We start from the raw sequence: 17539 nt of genomic DNA, 5'->3' as shown, positions 1-17539 counted from the left end.
GAAAAAAGATTAAAGATACTTGAATTTCTTCAATATGAACATGGATTTATTCATCTTACTTAGAAAGGAGCAACGATTTGTCTACTTCTTTACAAATTTTAAATGAACTACAATTTGAATTTGAAGACTTAACCGGATATATGGATAAGGTTTATACAAGATTGAATGATGAATGTGTCATTGCGCTTCAGTATTTAGGATTTGATAACAGCTATTTTGATGATTGTGAATACGAAGATGAATCCGGTGTGTTTATTGATCTAGCACCAGCCGCCATGCAGTTTTATGGTTTATGGAGCAGAGAAGAAAATAAATTTAGATTATTGGCTGACATTATACAAGATAAATATAATAAGGAGAATAACTATTGAATTCAAATATCGAACATTTAATTGGCGAAATGGAACCAAAAGAGCGTAATAATGAAATGTATTTTTTTCTGGTGGAGTTCATCATTAAAAGTGGAAACTACTTTACATTTACTGAATACTTAGAAAGTCAAAAAGAGGTTATTCCACTAGAAGTTTATGGATATCTTGCGGCGGGAATGTTTAATCAGTACCACTCGTATATACAAGAACTAAAATACCTCACGGAAGAACTAGATGAAGAAAACTATGAGTAAAATTAACTAAAAGGAGAAGTATGATTATGAACAACAATGTATTGGATTTTAAAAACGGAAGCAAAAAAAAGAAAAACAAGGAAGCTCTTAACACAAAGTTTTATCGAATAAGTGAAAATGAAATTAATCAGGCTGCAAATCAAGTAAATGATGTTTTGAAAGACTATAAGGAATTGTCCGAAGATTATAAACAGCTATTTGGCAAATATAAAGATTTGGCAGAAAAATACAATAATCTAGGAGAAAGATTTTTAAAGGAAAATGATGATGCTGAAAACTACTTCGAAATGTTTAATATTTTATGCGATTCAATAGTATTATCTGGTATTGGCGATTCAGTTGTCGCAGACATTTATAATACAATGCAGCTATGGGAAGAAGAAGGCGAGTTTGCAGAATATGAAAAGGATAGCTACATTAAGGTAATTAAAGAGATTCAAGATTTCTCAGAGATGCTGAAGGAGTATAAATGTTAAATGAAAATGCCACACGTTCACGATACTCTTACACATAAAAGCCAAATTGAGTTAGGAATATTATTAGAAAATATTAAAGTCAATACTTCTGATCAGATTGCAGCATTTAAATCAGAAATTTACAAGAATGAACTAACTAACGAGATATATCAAAAATTACACCATGATATTGTTAATGAGATAAAGTCCTTTCAGGAATATTTTCTTACGTTAATGAACGATGTTATTTTTAAAGTGGATATTTTATTAGAAAAAATCAATAATTTGAGTTTTACGTATGGAGATTATCTTAGTATAAATGCTATTTTAGAAGACTTAAAAGAAAATATAGAAATCGGAACAGATATGGGACTTGATTGGTTGAATAAGTTATTAATAAAATATCGTACAGAGGAGTGATGTGATAAATTGAAAAGATATAGCGGGTTATATCTTTATGAACTAATTAATAAAAATTCAAGATTCAGTAAAATGAAGTCCCACGAAGAGTTAGATAAATTATATTGTGAATACAACGACTATCTAGAATCATTTAATAAAAGGCTTCTTTCACCAATTCAATTTATCAAAGAACTTATGATAGGTTGTAACACTTCAAAAAAAGAAATGTTGATTAATTTCCTTAAATTGTATTATGAAGAGGAGGAAAAATACAAATCGCTTATTATAGATGATATTACTTTCTTTACATTGACCCCATATAAGAAATACATCACATTATTTCAGGCGCGTAAAGGTGAAAAGTATAACTGTATTATTGAGAAATATATCTTCGATAATGGATACTCAAAGGGGATTAGATGTTACCTAACATATCATCTAATTGAGGAAAAGAAGATGACTTTATTAGCGAAAGATCAGATGAAAAGTGATATCCAATCTTGCAATATGCACTTGCGTAAGATTTCGGGGGCATATAATAGTAAAATATTATGGTACGAGGTTCCAGTAAAAGACATGAATGGAGATGATAAATAAAAGAATGGATTATAAATACATAGCGCTGATTTCTATCAACGATAAAAAACTAATTGCATTTTACCTTAAAAATAAAGACTCGGAATCAATCAGAAACATTGTGAACATGTATTTCGATTCAGATCCATTGTCAACAGTTTCAGAAGGTGAAGAATTCGTGTTCAATACATCAATTATCAATATATCTGAGATCATATCAACATAAATAATAGTTAAGGAGGTGATGAAAATGAACGAAGCAAAACAACAGTCTTTAAATAAGATACAAGAAAAAATGGATATCCTGATGAATAAACTAAAGGATGAGAGCAATCAAGAAATGCTTAACTATCTTGCAAAATCGTCTGAGGTGCTTTTAACAGGGATAACACTCTTCGACGCAAGTGAAAGTATTTATAAGGTCATGATTGATAAATATTCGGCAGAAGATGGGTATGTAGATCAATTATTGGTTTATGAAACTGGTCAGCATGAAGATGCTGAGAGTGTATTTATTGGAGTTGCAGAAGCATTAAATAATAATAGATATAGCTTAGAGAAAGATGGGAGCTATTGGAGCTGTTAATTAATTAATCTCAAGTAATGAGTAACAAGTGCTAGATGTAAAAACAAATATAATCAAAAAGGATGATCAATAATTGAATAAGCCCACTGTAGAGAATGTTGAACTATTGTATATTGAGCCACGTAAAGAATTTGCACTTCTTTTGAATGTTGATGCAATCACTCACATGCAGCATGTGCTGATTGAAAATGGCACTAACAAGTTTGATCTAATGAAAAGAGGTGAAGAAATCGCTAACCAGGTAGGAGTGGAATTTATCGAAAACCCAAGGATGATTTCACAATAAAGATAGTCGAGGTTATTAATATGATTGTATTGGCCGATGAAAGGTAAGTTTTATCAAGAATTAGGAGTCGGCAATTTTGCCGAGTGAGAAAATAAAATACAAAAACAAAGGATAAACCTTTTCCCCCGCGTGGGGGAGAAGTCAACGTACGCCTTTGAAGGGGAACGTTATTCCCATTATAGATAAGCGCTATTCTATGCCCTTACTCTTGCTTCGAGAAATTAATTTTCGAGTGAAAAGGTTCTTTGGTTAATTGATCGTATAGGAAAAAATTATTCTGAAATAATAAGGATTTTCGCTCTTCAAAATCGACTGCAAGTTTAGCAAGATGAGAATAATCATGAATGACTATACCAATTAGATCAATTTGAGTTAATGCAATATTGCCTAAAGCCATTAGCTCAAACTTCATAGTAAAGATATCTTTCTTATCAAAGAAATTGCTGTAAGACATATTGGGATCAGTAAAATCAACATTACTAAAAGCACTTACCAAATTTGAATGTGCATAATATTTATTAATGTTATCTGTTTTTGCTATCTTTAATTTTTCTGAGTGAGTTTTGTAATTAAGGTCTAACCACTTATTAGCTTTGGTCTTTATTCCAGGTTGTTCAAGTAATATGTCGTTGTAGACATCATGTCGTTTAATAAATTCATTCTCATCAGTTTTATGTAGAGCGTAACATGCAAGAGTTGTTGATTCAATTGCAGTTCTTAGATTTAAGTAGCATTGCATGGTGTGGTGTCTTATTAACGATAAAAGTGAGAGTTGGAGAAATTTATTTGTTTGAGTTAGAAATGCATTAAAGACAAAGGCTTCTGCACTAACACTTTGTATGAAGTCCCAAGAAAAATCAACACACTCACAGGCAGAAATAAAGTATTTGTCATAAGTATTTTGTGCTTCTTGTATCAAACGATGTTCTTCCTCAGAGCATTCTAGAATGCTGACCATTATTTAACACCTTCCTTTAACGGAATTATATCATAGTGTTGATAAAAGACTAATTTCAGAATAATAAATAAAAAAAGGAGACTACTCAAATATGGATGAATCAAATAATATTGAAGCAATACCTGAAGAAAGTGTTGATTATTCTTATGCTCTGACGGAAAGTTTAACCGCAGTTTTCCCAATGGAAACAGGTCTAACCATAGGGAATTTTTTGAAAAGTCTATATAGTCGTATTGCTAACGTTGATAAATCGGAGGAATATCTGTCTAGAGCAGGAGTATCTGTCCTTACTGATAGCGTTGTAAAAGATGTTCATCGACTAATATATGAGCTGGCTACCAATTGGCCTAATTTATCAGAAGATACAAAAACTATCGTTAGTGAGGGTCTCTCAAGTCAAAGCCATTTAAATAAATTTATAGAACTTATGAATAATTTTAAAAAATAAACATAATGATATAAAAGGAGATTTTAATTAATATGACTTTATGTATTGCTAAGGCAACGCCATCAAATCTAGTGATTTCGTCTGATGGACGTGGAATTTTTGAATTGGGTAATGGGGAATTAATAAAAGCATCAAATAGTGTGAAAAAATTATTTGTAATCGATGGGAAAGCTGTATTTATCTGTGGAGATGCAAAGCTGAACATGGAGGTAATTGAAATACTCCAAGGTAACAATAATACAAACTCAAATTTTATTAAGGAAGCCTGTCATGCTGTACTTGAAAAAAATAAAGATAAAGAAATTATTAAAGATTGGTTTAAAAAGTCTGAAAACGATGATTACGAATCTGTTTCTGCTATTCCAATTTGCTTAACAGTGTTTGAATACATATCTGAAGAAGGATACTTCTTCACAAAATTCTCTATCAAGGATAATTTTGAAAGTGAGAAGTGTAAATTAAAAAGCGGAGTAACTTTATTTCAAGGAATTGAGACAGATGAAGCACAAAAAACATTTAAGTCTAAAGGTCTTGTATCTAACATAGATGGTTTGGTTGAAAAAATGGTAGACACATATAATGATCTTGAAAAGAAATATGACTCAATTGGAGGTGACGTTTCTATTGTCATTTTCACAAGGAACGAAATTCAAGATTATACAATTAAAAGAAATGATAATCTTAATGAAGAACTTAATATGAGTTTGGTAAGTAAAACCGGAGATATTGTTCTAAACGAGGATGGAATTGTTCAAACAGATACAATTCAATTAGCGGAAAATGTAGATAGTACTCATGGCCTAAAACTGAAATTCTATATTGATGAAGGAATGATCAGTGTAAGAAAGGTCATGTTGAACTTTTCACTTGAGAAATTTAGAGCGTACAGCAAGGGTGCTTTGAGTAAAGTGATTGACTTACATACTACCGAATCTTCCACCTCAATAGTAACATCTTCTGGCCCAACTGGTGGTAGTGGAACTGCTGTAACAGAGGGTTCTTATACCGCCAGCGGAGGACACAACCACGGAATCTCTCCTGGAACTCAATTAGCTACCGCTGGGGGCGGCAGCGTTACGTGGGTAGCTTCCGGTGGTCATCAACACGCCGTTGTAATGGCAGATCACCAACATAGCGTAATTATCCTTCCACATGAACATGATATCACTATGCCAGCACATGACCATGGTATTGATTACGGAATTTACGAGAGTACCTTTGCAACGGACGTTCAAATTATTATTGATGGAGTCCCAAGGGGCAGTACATATAACAGTTCCGAAAACAACGTAAATATAACTGAATGGATATCTACTGTTGGCTGGCACACGGTTGAACTGACATCCACTCAGTTAGGAAGAATTAATGCAAGTCTGTATTTAAAGACTTTTGTTGCATTCTAATTAAAACTCCATGTTCCCATTGGATTGAGGTTAGTTGATAGTTTCCCAACGAAATTAGGGAAATAAGAAATCTCATTTATCTTAACTTCTTTATCGTAACTGAAGAATATAAATCCGGAGATTCCTTCTCCTTTTGTAAGTGGATCTCCGGTATATCTTTCACCAGTCAATGTTGTAAACGAGAAAACAGCGCCCATACTGTTCAAATCTTTATCAGTTGTGTCGTTTCCCGTAGAAAATACATATCTCATTCCTGGAGTTAAAGCATAATCAGAATTATTTGTTACACTAACATATACTTTAAATCCCTTGTCTAAGACAAGTCCATCGATCTTCTCTTTTTGAGTGACAAATTCAATCTTGTTAATAGATGAAGTAATACCATCTTTAGCTATCGATTCGCCTTGGCTCACTTTTTGAACTACATCAACTGGTTGTGATGATGGGATTGATTCTGGAGTCGCTGTAGTTGTAGAGCTAACTGAAGCGCCCTTATTATTGATGTGAATTGTATCAGTGGATTTATCATAGCTCACATCATATCCTAATGCTCGACCAATCTCCCCTACTGGTAAATAGTTTAAATTATTATAAGTAATTGGTTGAGTATTCAGTTTGGTTTCCTTACCGTTGATCAAAACGCCTACTGTACTGTTAATTTTAGCTGATATAGTTTTAACTGTTTCTGCAAGAACTGGAGTTGTCATTGTTAATGCCATTCCGATGACGATACCAGTTGTTAAATAACTGCCCTTTTTCATCATGAGCATCCCCCGAACATTGTATTGTTATTGAGAGTAGAAAAAACATTCCTATTCCAATATTATACTTAATTAATTGTCTATTTACTATAAGGATAAAAATTATAAATATCACGCCGTGCCGCAAATTTAAACAAAGGAGAACTTAAAATGGAAAATTATAGACTTGAAGTAACACCTGATGTTTTGGCCAGATTTAACAAACAAAACAAAGAAATAATGAAACATGTTGAATGGGAGGACGGAGTTATGTATTTAAGTACTGCATATCTAATGGACTTAGGCATCCCTTATATTCATACTAAAGAATTCCCAACAGTTCAACCAAAGGAAGTAATAAGAATCATCACTGAAAATTCAATAGAATTAAAAAATCATTTTGATTTATTCAAGAGATTATTGAGTGAAATGAGCCCACATTTTTATTTTAATGATGTGAAACCAGACAATAAATGTGCAGAATTACAAACACCTTCAATGGTTCTGGAGTTCTGTGTGAAAAACTGTGAGCAAGATACGGACGCTGATTACATTTTGAATAATACCAACGACCCTGACCATTTTTATTATCAATTGAAAAAAGTTGGGCTTAAAGCACTGGATCAACACAAATAGGGAGAAGTGAATTGAAAAAGCATGATGATTCTTTAAATGAAGCACTTGAACTTAAATAAATCATACATTCAATCAGGATAAAAGGAGAATAAACAAATGCAAAAATACACAAATACTACATTCGCACTAGGAAATGAAGAAGGGGCATTAAATGACTTGAGTGCGGTTATCAATTTTCAGGGTGAACTCAAGCCAAGTTCACAAATGATCGCATTTTACCAAGACAATGACTGGCATTATACAATTATTGAAAATGCAAAAGATGGTAATAGAACTTGTATTGGAACGTTTTCTGATGAAGAATTTGAATTGGTTTTTTCATTGTTTACCATCTATGGAGGAATTGTCACAGCAAGCGAGAGGGAATTAGGACATGTTCTGAACGCATTAACAGATATAGTACAGGATGATCACACAATGGTTATCAAGGTAGAAGATGCAATTAGAAGTCTTGTGCATGATAAATATATTAGTGCTTCAGCGGGTGATAAAGTGAATGCCATGCTTAGTAGTCGAGGAGAATACTAATAAATACATATATGTGGGAGCAATTATTAAATGATAAATAAGAATATAGAAAATAATATACATAGTTATGACGATTATCCTTCAGTATTGCATGCAGAAGACATTCAAATAATACTTAGAATGGGCAGAAGAAAAACATATGAATTTCTCAGTGATCCTCCTTTTCACGTGAACAGGGTAGGAAAACTAATCAAAGTAAGTAAGGGAGTTTTTATAAATTGGCTTGAAGGAAAATAAGATAAAAATCAAGTGTGGGAGACTGCACTTGATTTTTTTTGTATATGGTGCTAACTTTAGTTTATTCAGTGGATAAGATGTTATGTACTAGGGAAGTCCTTCCTTTTATAGCTTTTGGTAGGGAAGACAGTAGGAAACTAATAATAACGAGGGGTAATAAGGGGAATGTAATGTGTTATTACACAATTGACGCACACCTCTGAAAGCCTTGATACTACTGGGTTTATGCACTAAAGGTAACTAAATGACACTGAATGATTCAAGTTGATTTTAATCAAATATCATATCAATCCTTCAGGGCAGGGTGTAATTCCCTACCGGCGGTGATGTCACTAAATGATGGCTTTAATAGCCCTTAGAGTGCTTAGTCCGCTACCCGCGTCGTATGGTTCATACGAACGGTGGACCCGGTGCAATTCCGGGACCGACAGTATAGTCTGGATGGAAGAAGGAGAGATCGACGTTCTGCCACCTGGTGGCAGGCGTACAGCCGTGTTTCAAAATATTATGTGCGAACTTTCACAAAGAAAAGGTGAAGGTGCTTATTTACGCACAATTTATTAGAATTTCCGGTAAACTCTCGTATATCCCGTCTTGAACTCCGCCTGGAGATTGAGACGGGTTTTTCTGTTTTTTATATAAGTTGAACTCTTGATTGACTATCCGGCATCGAACGCAGACTACGGGGAATGTTTGGACTTTCGGCCGCTGTTAGATTTGGATTTCCTGATTTAACCGCTTTTCGCGGTAGAAATCCAAATCTAAAGGCGGACGCTATCGCTCCTACAGTTCCAAACTTCCCCTCCGCTGCTTTTGCCTCTAGGTAATTCTTTAGTTCAGCTTATATGGCTGGATGGCATTTAGATACTTGGTAAGGATTGGAGGCAGATCATGGATATCATGAACGACCAGTTTTATATGTCACTTGCACTGGATATGGCGGAAAGAGCGCAGGGACAGACCGGCATCAATCCGGTTGTCGGTTGTGTAGTCGTAAAAGACGGGGCTGTGATCGGCCTGGGTACGCATCTGCAGAGGGGAACCGGCCACGCCGAGGTCCATGCTCTCAATATGGCTGCCGGTAAGGCGCAGGGCAGCACCGCTTATGTCACACTGGAGCCCTGCAGTCATTACGGCAAGACGCCGCCCTGCAGCCAGCGGCTGATTGATGAAGGCGTTGCACGGGTAGTGGTTGCCTGTGAGGATCCTAACCCGCAGGTTGCGGGACGGGGCATCGAAATGCTGCGCGAAGCAGGCATTGACGTTGAAGTGGGGCTGCTGCGCAGTCGCGCCTTACGGCTGAATGAGAAGTTTATCAAGTATATTCTGACGAAGCAGCCGTTTGTGACTCTTAAGAGTGCAAGCACACTGGATGGCAAGCTCGCCACCAAGACTGGTGACAGCAAGTGGATTTCAAATGGACAAGCGCGGGAAATTGTACATACGATGCGGCACCGTCACCAGGGGATTATGGTTGGTGTTAACACGGTGATCGCCGATAATCCCTCGCTGACGACCCGGATGGAAGTTCCCGGACTCCATCCGATACGTATCGTGATTGATTCCTCCTTACGGATTCCGCTTGAATCGGCAGTAGTCACTGACGGCCAGGCGCCGACAATTGTCGTCACCACAGCAGCTGCTGATCCGGCCCATAAGGCTGCGCTTGAGGCAGCAGGCGTTACAGTTGTTGTCAGCGGCGCAGGGCCGCGGGTCGATCTGCAGGCCGCCATGGTTGCGCTTGGCGAAATGGAGATCAGCTCCATTCTCCTTGAAGGCGGCGGAACGCTGAACGGCTCGATGCTGGAGAGCGGACTGGTTGACCGCGTAGTGCTCTTCTTCGCGCCGAAGATTGTCGGCGGAGGAAGCCAGGCTGCGGGAACCTTCGAGTTCCCCGGCGTGGAGCAGATGAAGGACGCGGTCCTGCTTGAGGGATTGGAAGTTGAAGTGCTCGGGGATAATGTCTGTATCAGCGGGACTCCGGTCCGCTAGGAAGCAGTGAATGCTTCGGAAGCGAGTTTTGTAAGAAGTATCTCCAATGAAGCAAGAGCAACAAAACTTTTAGGAGGGGATAACATGTTCACCGGATTAATCGAGGAGGTTGGCGTGCTGCGCGGCGTCAGCAGCGGCGGTGAGATGATGGTGCTGAATATCGGCGCATCGCTCATTATGGGTGATCTGAAAATCGGCGACAGTGTATCCGTCAATGGTGTCTGCCTGACGGCGACCTCGATCGGCGAGCATTCTTTTACCGTTGATGTCATGCCGCAGACCTATCGCAACAGCAATCTGAAGGAGCTGCGAAGCGGAAGCAAAATGAATCTGGAACGGGCCATGGCCGCAGGCGGGCGCTTTGGCGGGCATATCGTCCAGGGTCATGTGGATGGTACGGGGGAGATCCGTAGCGTGAAGCGTGACCAGAATGCAGTTGTGTTCGAGATCACGCCGGATAAGACCTCCCTGTTCAAATACATTATCCCTAAAGGCTCCATTACAATTGACGGGATTAGCCTTACCGTGGTAAACACGACTTCATCAGCATTCACCGTCTCCATCATTCCCCATACGCTTGGAGAAACGGTGCTTAACCATAAACGTCCGGGCGACAGCATTAATATTGAATGCGATGTGCTCGGCAAATATGTTGATCATCTCCTTCATTACAGGGGAGCAGGCAGTGAGGAAGAAGAGAGCAGTTCCCGGATCAGCCATGATTTCCTGGCGGCGAACGGGTTTGTATAAATAAGAAATAGGCTTACAGCGGCCTGCGGGCCAGTGTAGAGTCATCAGGAGGACAGAACTATGAGCGAGCATGACAAGCAAGACAGCGTCTTGGACTCGATTGAAGATGCCATTTATGATTTGATGCGCGGCAAGGTAATCATCGTGGTGGATGACGAGGACCGGGAGAACGAAGGGGACTTCATCGCCTTGGCCGAACGCTCCACTCCGGAAGTCATCAACTTCATGATCACGGAGGGCCGCGGTCTGGTCTGTGTGCCGATTACTGCGGAACGGGCAGAAGAGCTGGATCTACAGCCTATGGTTACCCATAATACCGACAATCACGGCACCGCCTTTACCGTATCGGTTGACCATATTGATACGACTACCGGTATTTCAGCCGGTGAGCGCTCCATGACCATCAAAGCATTAATGGACCCTAATGCCAAACCGTCAGACTTCCGCAGACCGGGCCATATGTTCCCGCTGATTGCCAAGAAAGGCGGCGTGCTGCGCCGCTCGGGCCATACGGAAGCTGCTGTCGATCTGGCCCGCATGTGCGGCGCTTATCCGGCCAGCGTTATCTGTGAAGTCGTTAAGCCTGACGGTACCATGGCCCGGCTGCCGGATCTCATCGAGATTGCGAAGAAACATGATCTCAAGCTGATCAGCATCAAGGATCTTATCCATTACCGGAATGAGAAGGAGCACCTGGTTAACCGTGAAGTATCGGTGAACCTGCCGACAGACTTCGGTGACTTCCAGACCATTGCCTATACGAATGAGGTGGACGACAAGGAGCATGTTGCCCTGGTCAAAGGCGACATCTCCGGGGAAGAACCGGTACTGGTGCGCGTGCATTCCGAATGCCTGACCGGCGATGTTTTCCATTCCCACCGCTGCGACTGCGGCCCGCAATTTGAAGCAGCGCTGCGCCAGATTGAAGCTGCGGGCAGAGGCGTGCTGCTCTACATGCGCCAGGAAGGAAGAGGTATCGGACTGATCAATAAACTGCGGGCTTATAAGCTGCAGGAAGAAGGGCTGGATACTGTGGATGCCAACCTGAAGCTGGGCTTCCCGGCCGACTTGCGGGATTACGGCATCGGTGCACAGATCCTGAAGGATTTAGGCGTCCGCCAGATTAAGCTGATGACCAACAATCCCCGCAAGATAAAAGGGCTGGAAGGCTATGGTCTTGAGGTCGTGGAACGCGTGCCGATCCAGATGCCGGAGAATAAGGATAATACCAATTATCTCCATACCAAGCAGGCCAAGCTTGGCCATCTGCTGACTTTTGACAACATTGAACAAAATGAGGATTCGAAAGCTTAACTTTTACCATAAACTACTAACTTAAACATGAAGGGTTGATGAACACAATGCCGAATTATTTTGAAGGACATTTAGTATCCGAGGGTTTGAAATATGGTGTAGTTGTAGGACGTTTCAATGAATTTATTACCAGCAAGCTCCTTTCCGGTGCCCTGGACGCATTCAAACGCCACGGTGTTGCCGACGATGAGGTAGATGTCGCTTGGGTTCCAGGCGTATTCGAAATTCCGCTGATCTGCCAAAAAATGGCTGAAAGCGGCAAATACGACGCTGTGATTGCCCTCGGCACCGTTATCCGCGGTTCTACTACACATTATGACTATGTGTGCAACGAGGTTGCCAAAGGCGTGGCGGCAATCAATCTTAAAACAGGTGTTCCGACCATTTTCGGTGTCGTGACTACCGAGAATATCGAGCAGGCGATTGAGCGCTCCGGAACCAAAGCAGGCAATAAAGGCTGGGATGCAGCAACCTCCGCTATCGAGATGGCTAACCTGAACAAGCTGTTTAAGTAAGACAGCCTCTTGACGAATCAGCCTCAATCGTGCTTATTTATAAGTATGAGAAGAAAGCATGGTCTATAAAAATCTTTCTACTTGTGTAGCGTCCATTTAGCGGCGCTGCACTTTACTTTTTTTAGCAGGAGGAAATCGCGTGACTGTATTGTATAAGCTGGAGACGTTCGAAGGTCCGCTCGATCTGCTCTTGCACTTGATTGACAAAGCGGAAATCGACATCCAGGACATTCCGGTCAGCGAGATTACCGAGCAGTACATGGAATACCTGCAGACGATGCAGGAGCTTGAGCTGGATATTACCAGTGAGTTTCTCGTAATGGCGGCTACCCTTTTATCCATCAAGAGCAAGCTGTTGCTGCCGAAGCCGCCGGTCATTGAGATCGAGGATTTCGATTACTACGAGGACGACGGCTATGATCCGCGTGCAGAGCTGGTGGAACGGTTGATTGAATACCGGAAAATCAAGAGCATTGCCGTGCAGCTGCTGGATATGGAGAGTGAGCGCAGTCTTATTTTTACGAAGGAACCTGAGGATCTAGGGCCTTTTGTGCCGACGCAGGTGGACAACACCCTGAAAGGGCTGCATACGTCTGACCTGATTGCCGCCTTCCGTAAAGCGCTCAGCAAGGCAGCCAGAAGATCGTCGTATCAGCGGATTACCCGTGACGAAATTTCGGTGAAGGACCGGATACGCGATGTATCTGAGGCGCTGATGCGCAAAGGGATGGGCGGCAGGCTGCGGTTCTCTGCGCTTTTGCATGAGAGCATGGACCGGCATGAGATCGTAACGACCTTCCTGGCAATTCTGGAGCTGATGAAAATGAAGGCGATATTTTGCTATCAGGAGAAATTATTTGATGACATTGTAATGGAGTGGAGAGGAGGAGAGGAGTTCAGTGGATTACAAAACGCTGAAATCGATTATTGAGGGATTGCTGTTTCTGTCCGGCGATGAGGGGCTGTCTGCCCGTCAAATTGCCGAGATTACCGAGCAGCGCCCGGATCTAGCAACGAGAGCGCTGGAAGAGCTGAAGGACGATTACATTTCACAGGAACGCGGCCTGCAGGTGGTGCAGATTGCCGGGAATTACCGGCTGGCTACATTGCCTGACCATGCGCCGTATTTTGAACGCCTGGCGTACTCACCTTCCAGATCTTCGTTGTCTCAAGCGGCACTGGAGACGCTGGCCATTGTGGCTTACCGTCAGCCGATTACCCGGGTGGAGATTGAGGAAATCCGCGGAGTGAAATCCGAACGGGCGATTCATACACTGAATAACAAGGATCTGATTCATGAGGTTGGACGGGCAGAGGCCGTTGGCCGCCCTATACTGTATGGTACAACCAAGTCATTCCTGGACAGCTTCGGCCTGGCCAGCCTGAAGGAACTGCCGGAGCCGTCGAGCTTCGATACTTCTGACAGCCTTGAGGAGGAGACACAGCTCCTGTTCAACAAGCTGGACAGCCAGTTAACCTTCGACGATGTCGAGCAGCCTTAGGCAGGCCAGCCGGAATACGAACTTATATATTATACTGCCGCTGTTCCTTTAGGGAGCAGCGTTTTTTTGTATTTGTTCCGGTTCCCGTAAAGTATCCGTATAACCTTTGAAGCCGGGGCTTCACTTTGTTTGGGAATTTTATGATCATCCCGAATTTTTTCCAGCCGACTTTGCCATACTAATCCAAGTGTTCCTATAAAAAGGCTGCTTGGAGGTTAATCCGTGACGTTATGGCTTGCTATACCCTTGGCCGTGCTGTTGTTTGTGATTGTACTCGCCCTGTCTTCCTCTATCCATTTTCACTTCCGCCTATGCAGACTTGGTAAGAATGATCGCGTGGAATTTGACATTAGAGCCTTGTTTGGGCTGGTTAAATTCCATTATGAGCTGCCAAAGCTAATTTTTGAAGGAATAGAACGCGGGGTGAAGGTGAAGCTCGAAAAGAGCGGGATTGCGCCAGTCCGTCAAGATTCCGACAAAGATGAACATATCAATAAAGAAACGGTGCTGAACTGGGCGGACGATGTGAAAGAGGCCATGCGGGCAACCCGGGGTTTAAAGAATTGGCTTAAGGGTCTCTTGTCCCATGTTAAGATTACCAAACTCGACTGGTCAACGGATTTTTCGCTGGGCGATGCAGCATACACGGCTACAGCAACGGGTGCACTCTGGGGGCTAAAGTGGAGTCTGGTGGGCTGGGTGTCACAGTTTGTCCGGCTGCAGCAGCGTCCGCGGATGTTTGTCGTGCCGGTTTTCCGGGATGAGCTGTGCTATTCTACAGAAGCCGTCTGTACCGGGAAGCTGTCAGTTGCGTATGTCTTATTTGCCGGGCTGCTGCTGCTGCGCCGTATCTCCGAGGTCAAGGGCGGTTTGTCCCATTGGATTAAGCTTTTGAAGCGTAACCACTGAACCCTCCGGCAGGACACTTCATCCGAAAGAATCCTCTTACATACAAATGGTGCCCATGGGGGATGATATCACCTGTGAAAGATTTAGAAGTCCCTAGAATTCAAAGGAGGCTAACAATATGAGTGACCATCCGATCCAAGGTCTGATGCAGACGGCGATGGAAAATATCAAAGGTATGGTGGATGTTAATACGATTGTCGGAGATCCTGTGGAAACACCGGATGGCAGTGTTATTCTGCCGATCAGTAAAGTGGCATTTGGATTTGCCGCAGGCGGCAGTGACTACCGGGTGGAAGATGATGCCCCTGGTGTGAACGGCAGCGGAAGCGGGGTCAAATTGCTTCCTTTCGGAGGAGGTAGCGGCGGCGGTGTTTCGATCCGTCCAATCGCGTTTCTCGTAGTGGGCAGAGAAGGGGTACATATTGTGCCTCTGGATAATCAGACCCATCTGTTCGAGAAAATTATTGACGCTACGCCAAACCTGATCGACAAAATCCAGAATATGTTTCAAAACGGTACACCTGTAGGGGCGGAAGTTGTGGGTGCTAAAGTAACCAAAACAGAGGTAAAAGCTGAACCGGTACCTTCGAATTCATCCACCCATTAGAAGTCCAAGCAGACATAAATCGGGATATCGCCTTTTGGGGCGGTGTCCCTTTTTGTATGTTAAGGTACAAGCGGAGGACATACCTTTTCCTCAAGCTGCATACACTTGTACAACATAGGATGATATTTCATTACGGAACCCAAAGATCTGATCAAAAGCCGGAGGATGAACATGAAGACATTAACCTTTAGGTCGTCGTTAATCTTGATATTGTGCACACTGCTGGCGGTTTGGGCTCCACCTTATCCGGTTCATGCGGAGAACATCTCTATCACAACTCATGCCAGGGCAGCGGCGCTGATTGATGTGGAATCCGGCAGGATTCTTTATAGCAGCCGGGGGGATGAACCCATGCTGATCGCCAGTCTGACCAAAATCATGACTGCCATAGTGGCTATAGAGAATGGCGATCTGGATTCCAAAGTTAAAGTTGGAAAGAATGCTTTTGCCAAAGAAGGCTCCTCATTGTATTTGAAGCAGGGGGAGGAAATGAAACTGGAGGATATGCTTTACGGTCTGATGCTTCGTTCAGGAAATGATGCGGCAACTGCGATTGCCGAACATGTCGGCGGATCAGAGGAGGGCTTCGTCTATTTGATGAATGCCAAGGCGGAGGAGCTTGGGCTCATCCATACGCATTTTGCCAATCCGCACGGGCTGGATGCTGAGGGCCATTATTCCAGTGCCAATGATCTGGCGGTGCTGACAGCATACGCGCTACATAATCCTGTTTTTAAGGAGATTGTAAAAACCCAGGAGAAGACAGCCGACAATCCGTATGAGAAATGGGATTACAAATGGGCTAACAAAAATAAAATGCTGCGCCTCTATGAGGGTGCAGATGGTGTGAAGACAGGCTATACCAAAAAGGCGCTGCGATGTCTGGTCAGCTCCGCCACCCGGAACGGGCAGCAGCTGGTGGCAGTGACGCTGAATGACGGCAATGACTGGAATGACCATGCTGCGCTGCTCAATTTCGGCTTTAACCATTATCCGCTGAAAACCTTAATAGAACGCGGGGAAAGCATCAGCGGATACAGCTTCGTAACGTCAAAGAAGTTTGCCTATCCGCTTGGACAAGGTGAAGAAGCCAGGATGATCACAAAGCTCGTATTGAATGGGCAGCCGGCCGCTTCTGGCGGGGCTGAAGCCCGCAGCAGCTTTGGACTGAAGGGGGCGCTGGTACTGCAGCTCGGCGGAAAGGAGATCGGCCGGGTGCCGGTTTATACACCGGAGCAGCTTCCGCCGGAGCAATCCTTATATATGAAGCGATACGCTCCGACAGGGGCCGCTGCATATCCTGCAGACACTTGGCTGCAGGCGCTGGGCAGTGCACTGCGCGCGCTGTTGCAAATGGGAAAATAGCAGGACGCGGATAGCGGAGGGGAGGGGAATGGCATGATTAATGGAATCTGGCTGGCGATGATCGTGATCGGCTTCGTCTTCGCTGCCGTAAACGGCCGGATGGATGAGTTCACGGCAGCTGTCTTTGACGGCGCCAAAAGCGGAGTTACCGTAAGCTTCGGGCTGATCAGCGTACTGGTATTCTGGATGGGGATGATGCGGGTGGCGGAGGATGCAGGACTGCTGCGTAAAATCGCCCGCCTGCTCGGCCCGGTCGTCGGCTTTTTGTTCCCGGATGTGCCGAAAGGCCATCCGGCTATCGGCTATATACTCTCAAACATGAGTGCAAATCTGCTTGGTCTAGGCAATGCAGCAACACCTATGGGCATCAAGGCGATGCAGGAGCTGCAGACGCTAAATCCTGATAAGGAGACTGCTACTCCGGCGATGTGCACCCTGCTTGCGCTGAACACAGCCAGCATTACCCTCATTCCGGCCACGCTGATTGCGATCAGGCTCAACTTCGGCTCGGCTGAACCGGCCGGTATCGTCGGCACAACGCTCGCTGCAACGGCGGTAGCAACGCTTGCAGCGATTGCTGCGGACAGGCTGTTCCGCCGCCTGACGCTGCTGCGCAGGCCTCCGAAGCCGCCAGCGATCAGGCCGGGGGATTCAGCCAGAGGGGGGCCGGCCCTCCCGCATTCCTCCATGAAAGGGTGAGCCGCG

The 17539-nt window shown here is 43.1% G+C and carries 24 protein-coding genes and 1 riboswitch; of the genes, 22 read left to right on the top strand and 2 right to left on the bottom strand.

Annotation, left to right across the window (positions count from 1 at the left end):
• Positions 1-77 precede the first annotated feature (77 nt).
• The 7 genes from JRJ22_RS18510 to JRJ22_RS18480 all read left to right on the top strand — a co-directional run bounded on the left by JRJ22_RS18510 (position 78) and on the right by JRJ22_RS18480 (position 2930).
• Positions 78-371 (top strand): hypothetical protein, encoded by a 294-nt coding sequence (locus JRJ22_RS18510; RefSeq protein WP_206100898.1) that lies wholly within the window; start codon positions 78-80, stop codon positions 369-371.
• On the top strand, positions 368-625 hold the full coding sequence (locus JRJ22_RS18505) for a hypothetical protein (RefSeq protein WP_206100897.1): 258 nt from the start codon (positions 368-370) through the stop codon (positions 623-625). The genes JRJ22_RS18510 and JRJ22_RS18505 overlap by 4 nt, the downstream gene beginning before the upstream one ends.
• Positions 626-651: 26 nt before the next feature.
• A complete protein-coding gene (locus JRJ22_RS18500; protein ID WP_206100896.1) occupies positions 652-1101 on the top strand; it encodes a hypothetical protein in 450 nt (149 codons plus the stop codon).
• Entirely contained in the window at positions 1102-1500 is a 399-nt protein-coding gene (locus tag JRJ22_RS18495) for a hypothetical protein (RefSeq protein WP_206100895.1), read from the top strand.
• 9 nt (positions 1501-1509) lie between these two features.
• On the top strand, positions 1510-2079 hold the full coding sequence (locus JRJ22_RS18490; RefSeq protein WP_206100894.1) for a hypothetical protein: 570 nt from the start codon (positions 1510-1512) through the stop codon (positions 2077-2079).
• 229 nt (positions 2080-2308) lie between these two features.
• On the top strand, positions 2309-2644 hold the full coding sequence (locus JRJ22_RS18485) for a hypothetical protein (RefSeq protein ID WP_206100893.1): 336 nt from the start codon (positions 2309-2311) through the stop codon (positions 2642-2644).
• Positions 2645-2717: 73 nt separating this feature from the next.
• Positions 2718-2930 carry a hypothetical protein gene (locus tag JRJ22_RS18480; RefSeq protein ID WP_206100892.1) on the top strand — a complete coding sequence of 71 codons (213 nt, stop codon included), beginning with the start codon at positions 2718-2720 and terminating at the stop codon, positions 2928-2930.
• Positions 2931-3132: 202 nt separating this feature from the next.
• Here the strand turns inward: JRJ22_RS18480 and JRJ22_RS18475 are convergent, their stop codons facing one another.
• Positions 3133-3888, bottom strand: a complete 756-nt coding sequence (locus tag JRJ22_RS18475; RefSeq protein WP_206100891.1) for a hypothetical protein — start codon at positions 3886-3888, stop codon at positions 3133-3135.
• Positions 3889-3979: 91 nt separating this feature from the next.
• Between JRJ22_RS18475 and JRJ22_RS18470 the strand changes: the two genes are divergently transcribed.
• The gene (locus JRJ22_RS18470) at positions 3980-4336 is read left to right on the top strand and encodes a hypothetical protein (protein ID WP_206100890.1); all 357 of its coding nucleotides are present in this window, start codon (positions 3980-3982) and stop codon (positions 4334-4336) included.
• Between the two features lie 32 nt (positions 4337-4368).
• Complete coding sequence (locus JRJ22_RS18465; protein ID WP_206100889.1) at positions 4369-5739, top strand: hypothetical protein; 1371 nt, start codon at positions 4369-4371, stop codon at positions 5737-5739.
• On the opposite strand, the gene JRJ22_RS18460 is transcribed toward JRJ22_RS18465, so the two are convergent.
• A complete protein-coding gene (locus tag JRJ22_RS18460) occupies positions 5736-6503 on the bottom strand; it encodes a stalk domain-containing protein (protein WP_206100888.1) in 768 nt (255 codons plus the stop codon). The genes JRJ22_RS18465 and JRJ22_RS18460 overlap by 4 nt on opposite strands.
• 147 nt (positions 6504-6650) lie before the next feature.
• On the opposite strand from JRJ22_RS18460, the gene JRJ22_RS18455 reads away from it, so the two are divergent.
• From JRJ22_RS18455 to JRJ22_RS18395, 13 genes are all read left to right on the top strand, one after another.
• The gene (locus tag JRJ22_RS18455; RefSeq protein ID WP_206100887.1) at positions 6651-7115 is read left to right on the top strand and encodes a hypothetical protein; all 465 of its coding nucleotides are present in this window, start codon (positions 6651-6653) and stop codon (positions 7113-7115) included.
• A gap of 96 nt (positions 7116-7211) precedes the next feature.
• Positions 7212-7643 (top strand): hypothetical protein, encoded by a 432-nt coding sequence (locus JRJ22_RS18450; protein ID WP_206100886.1) that lies wholly within the window; start codon positions 7212-7214, stop codon positions 7641-7643.
• A gap of 30 nt (positions 7644-7673) precedes the next feature.
• Positions 7674-7880 carry a DNA-binding protein gene (locus JRJ22_RS18445; RefSeq protein WP_232380889.1) on the top strand — a complete coding sequence of 69 codons (207 nt, stop codon included), beginning with the start codon at positions 7674-7676 and terminating at the stop codon, positions 7878-7880.
• 286 nt (positions 7881-8166) lie between these two features.
• A riboswitch (FMN riboswitch) is annotated at positions 8167-8337 on the top strand.
• 434 nt (positions 8338-8771) lie between these two features.
• Entirely contained in the window at positions 8772-9872 is a 1101-nt protein-coding gene (gene ribD / locus JRJ22_RS18440) for a bifunctional diaminohydroxyphosphoribosylaminopyrimidine deaminase/5-amino-6-(5-phosphoribosylamino)uracil reductase RibD (RefSeq protein WP_206100885.1), read from the top strand.
• Between the two features lie 84 nt (positions 9873-9956).
• Positions 9957-10622, top strand: a complete 666-nt coding sequence (locus JRJ22_RS18435) for a riboflavin synthase (protein ID WP_206100884.1) — start codon at positions 9957-9959, stop codon at positions 10620-10622.
• 60 nt (positions 10623-10682) lie between these two features.
• Entirely contained in the window at positions 10683-11936 is a 1254-nt protein-coding gene (locus JRJ22_RS18430; protein ID WP_206100883.1) for a bifunctional 3,4-dihydroxy-2-butanone-4-phosphate synthase/GTP cyclohydrolase II, read from the top strand.
• Between the two features lie 47 nt (positions 11937-11983).
• Complete coding sequence (gene ribH, locus JRJ22_RS18425; RefSeq protein ID WP_054941407.1) at positions 11984-12451, top strand: 6,7-dimethyl-8-ribityllumazine synthase; 468 nt, start codon at positions 11984-11986, stop codon at positions 12449-12451.
• 139 nt (positions 12452-12590) lie between these two features.
• The gene (locus tag JRJ22_RS18420) at positions 12591-13382 is read left to right on the top strand and encodes a segregation and condensation protein A (RefSeq protein WP_206100882.1); all 792 of its coding nucleotides are present in this window, start codon (positions 12591-12593) and stop codon (positions 13380-13382) included.
• Entirely contained in the window at positions 13351-13953 is a 603-nt protein-coding gene (scpB, locus tag JRJ22_RS18415) for an SMC-Scp complex subunit ScpB (protein ID WP_206100881.1), read from the top strand. The genes JRJ22_RS18420 and scpB overlap by 32 nt, the downstream gene beginning before the upstream one ends.
• Before the next feature lie 222 nt (positions 13954-14175).
• The gene (locus tag JRJ22_RS18410) at positions 14176-14862 is read left to right on the top strand and encodes a DUF2953 domain-containing protein (RefSeq protein ID WP_206100880.1); all 687 of its coding nucleotides are present in this window, start codon (positions 14176-14178) and stop codon (positions 14860-14862) included.
• Between the two features lie 118 nt (positions 14863-14980).
• On the top strand, positions 14981-15469 hold the full coding sequence (gene ytfJ / locus JRJ22_RS18405; protein ID WP_206100879.1) for a GerW family sporulation protein: 489 nt from the start codon (positions 14981-14983) through the stop codon (positions 15467-15469).
• Between the two features lie 165 nt (positions 15470-15634).
• A complete protein-coding gene (locus JRJ22_RS18400; RefSeq protein WP_206100878.1) occupies positions 15635-16834 on the top strand; it encodes a D-alanyl-D-alanine carboxypeptidase family protein in 1200 nt (399 codons plus the stop codon).
• A 33-nt stretch (positions 16835-16867) separates the two neighbouring features.
• Positions 16868-17533: a nucleoside recognition domain-containing protein gene (locus JRJ22_RS18395; protein WP_206100877.1), complete on the top strand. Its 666-nt coding sequence runs from the start codon at positions 16868-16870 to the stop codon at positions 17531-17533.
• Positions 17534-17539 lie beyond the last annotated feature (6 nt).

This window comes from Paenibacillus tianjinensis, from assembly GCF_017086365.1.
Taxonomy (GTDB): Bacteria; Bacillota; Bacilli; order Paenibacillales; family Paenibacillaceae; genus Paenibacillus_AQ; species Paenibacillus_AQ tianjinensis.
Note: the sequence above shows the minus strand (reverse complement) of the source record. Positions and strands in the feature narration are given on the sequence as shown.

Coding starts and splice junctions, on each gene's coding strand:
- JRJ22_RS18470 (WP_206100890.1), top strand. CDS start 3,980: ATGGATGAATCAAATAATATTGAAGCAATACCTGAAGAAAGTGTTGAT.
- ytfJ (WP_206100879.1), top strand. CDS start 14,981: ATGAGTGACCATCCGATCCAAGGTCTGATGCAGACGGCGATGGAAAAT.
- JRJ22_RS18495 (WP_206100895.1), top strand. CDS start 1,102: ATGAAAATGCCACACGTTCACGATACTCTTACACATAAAAGCCAAATT.
- JRJ22_RS18445 (WP_232380889.1), top strand. CDS start 7,674: ATGATAAATAAGAATATAGAAAATAATATACATAGTTATGACGATTAT.
- ribH (WP_054941407.1), top strand. CDS start 11,984: ATGCCGAATTATTTTGAAGGACATTTAGTATCCGAGGGTTTGAAATAT.
- JRJ22_RS18500 (WP_206100896.1), top strand. CDS start 652: ATGAACAACAATGTATTGGATTTTAAAAACGGAAGCAAAAAAAAGAAA.
- JRJ22_RS18455 (WP_206100887.1), top strand. CDS start 6,651: ATGGAAAATTATAGACTTGAAGTAACACCTGATGTTTTGGCCAGATTT.
- JRJ22_RS18465 (WP_206100889.1), top strand. CDS start 4,369: ATGACTTTATGTATTGCTAAGGCAACGCCATCAAATCTAGTGATTTCG.
- JRJ22_RS18475 (WP_206100891.1), bottom strand. CDS start 3,888: ATGGTCAGCATTCTAGAATGCTCTGAGGAAGAACATCGTTTGATACAA.
- JRJ22_RS18460 (WP_206100888.1), bottom strand. CDS start 6,503: ATGATGAAAAAGGGCAGTTATTTAACAACTGGTATCGTCATCGGAATG.
- JRJ22_RS18395 (WP_206100877.1), top strand. CDS start 16,868: ATGATTAATGGAATCTGGCTGGCGATGATCGTGATCGGCTTCGTCTTC.
- JRJ22_RS18485 (WP_206100893.1), top strand. CDS start 2,309: ATGAACGAAGCAAAACAACAGTCTTTAAATAAGATACAAGAAAAAATG.
- JRJ22_RS18435 (WP_206100884.1), top strand. CDS start 9,957: ATGTTCACCGGATTAATCGAGGAGGTTGGCGTGCTGCGCGGCGTCAGC.
- JRJ22_RS18400 (WP_206100878.1), top strand. CDS start 15,635: ATGAACATGAAGACATTAACCTTTAGGTCGTCGTTAATCTTGATATTG.
- JRJ22_RS18430 (WP_206100883.1), top strand. CDS start 10,683: ATGAGCGAGCATGACAAGCAAGACAGCGTCTTGGACTCGATTGAAGAT.
- JRJ22_RS18450 (WP_206100886.1), top strand. CDS start 7,212: ATGCAAAAATACACAAATACTACATTCGCACTAGGAAATGAAGAAGGG.
- ribD (WP_206100885.1), top strand. CDS start 8,772: ATGGATATCATGAACGACCAGTTTTATATGTCACTTGCACTGGATATG.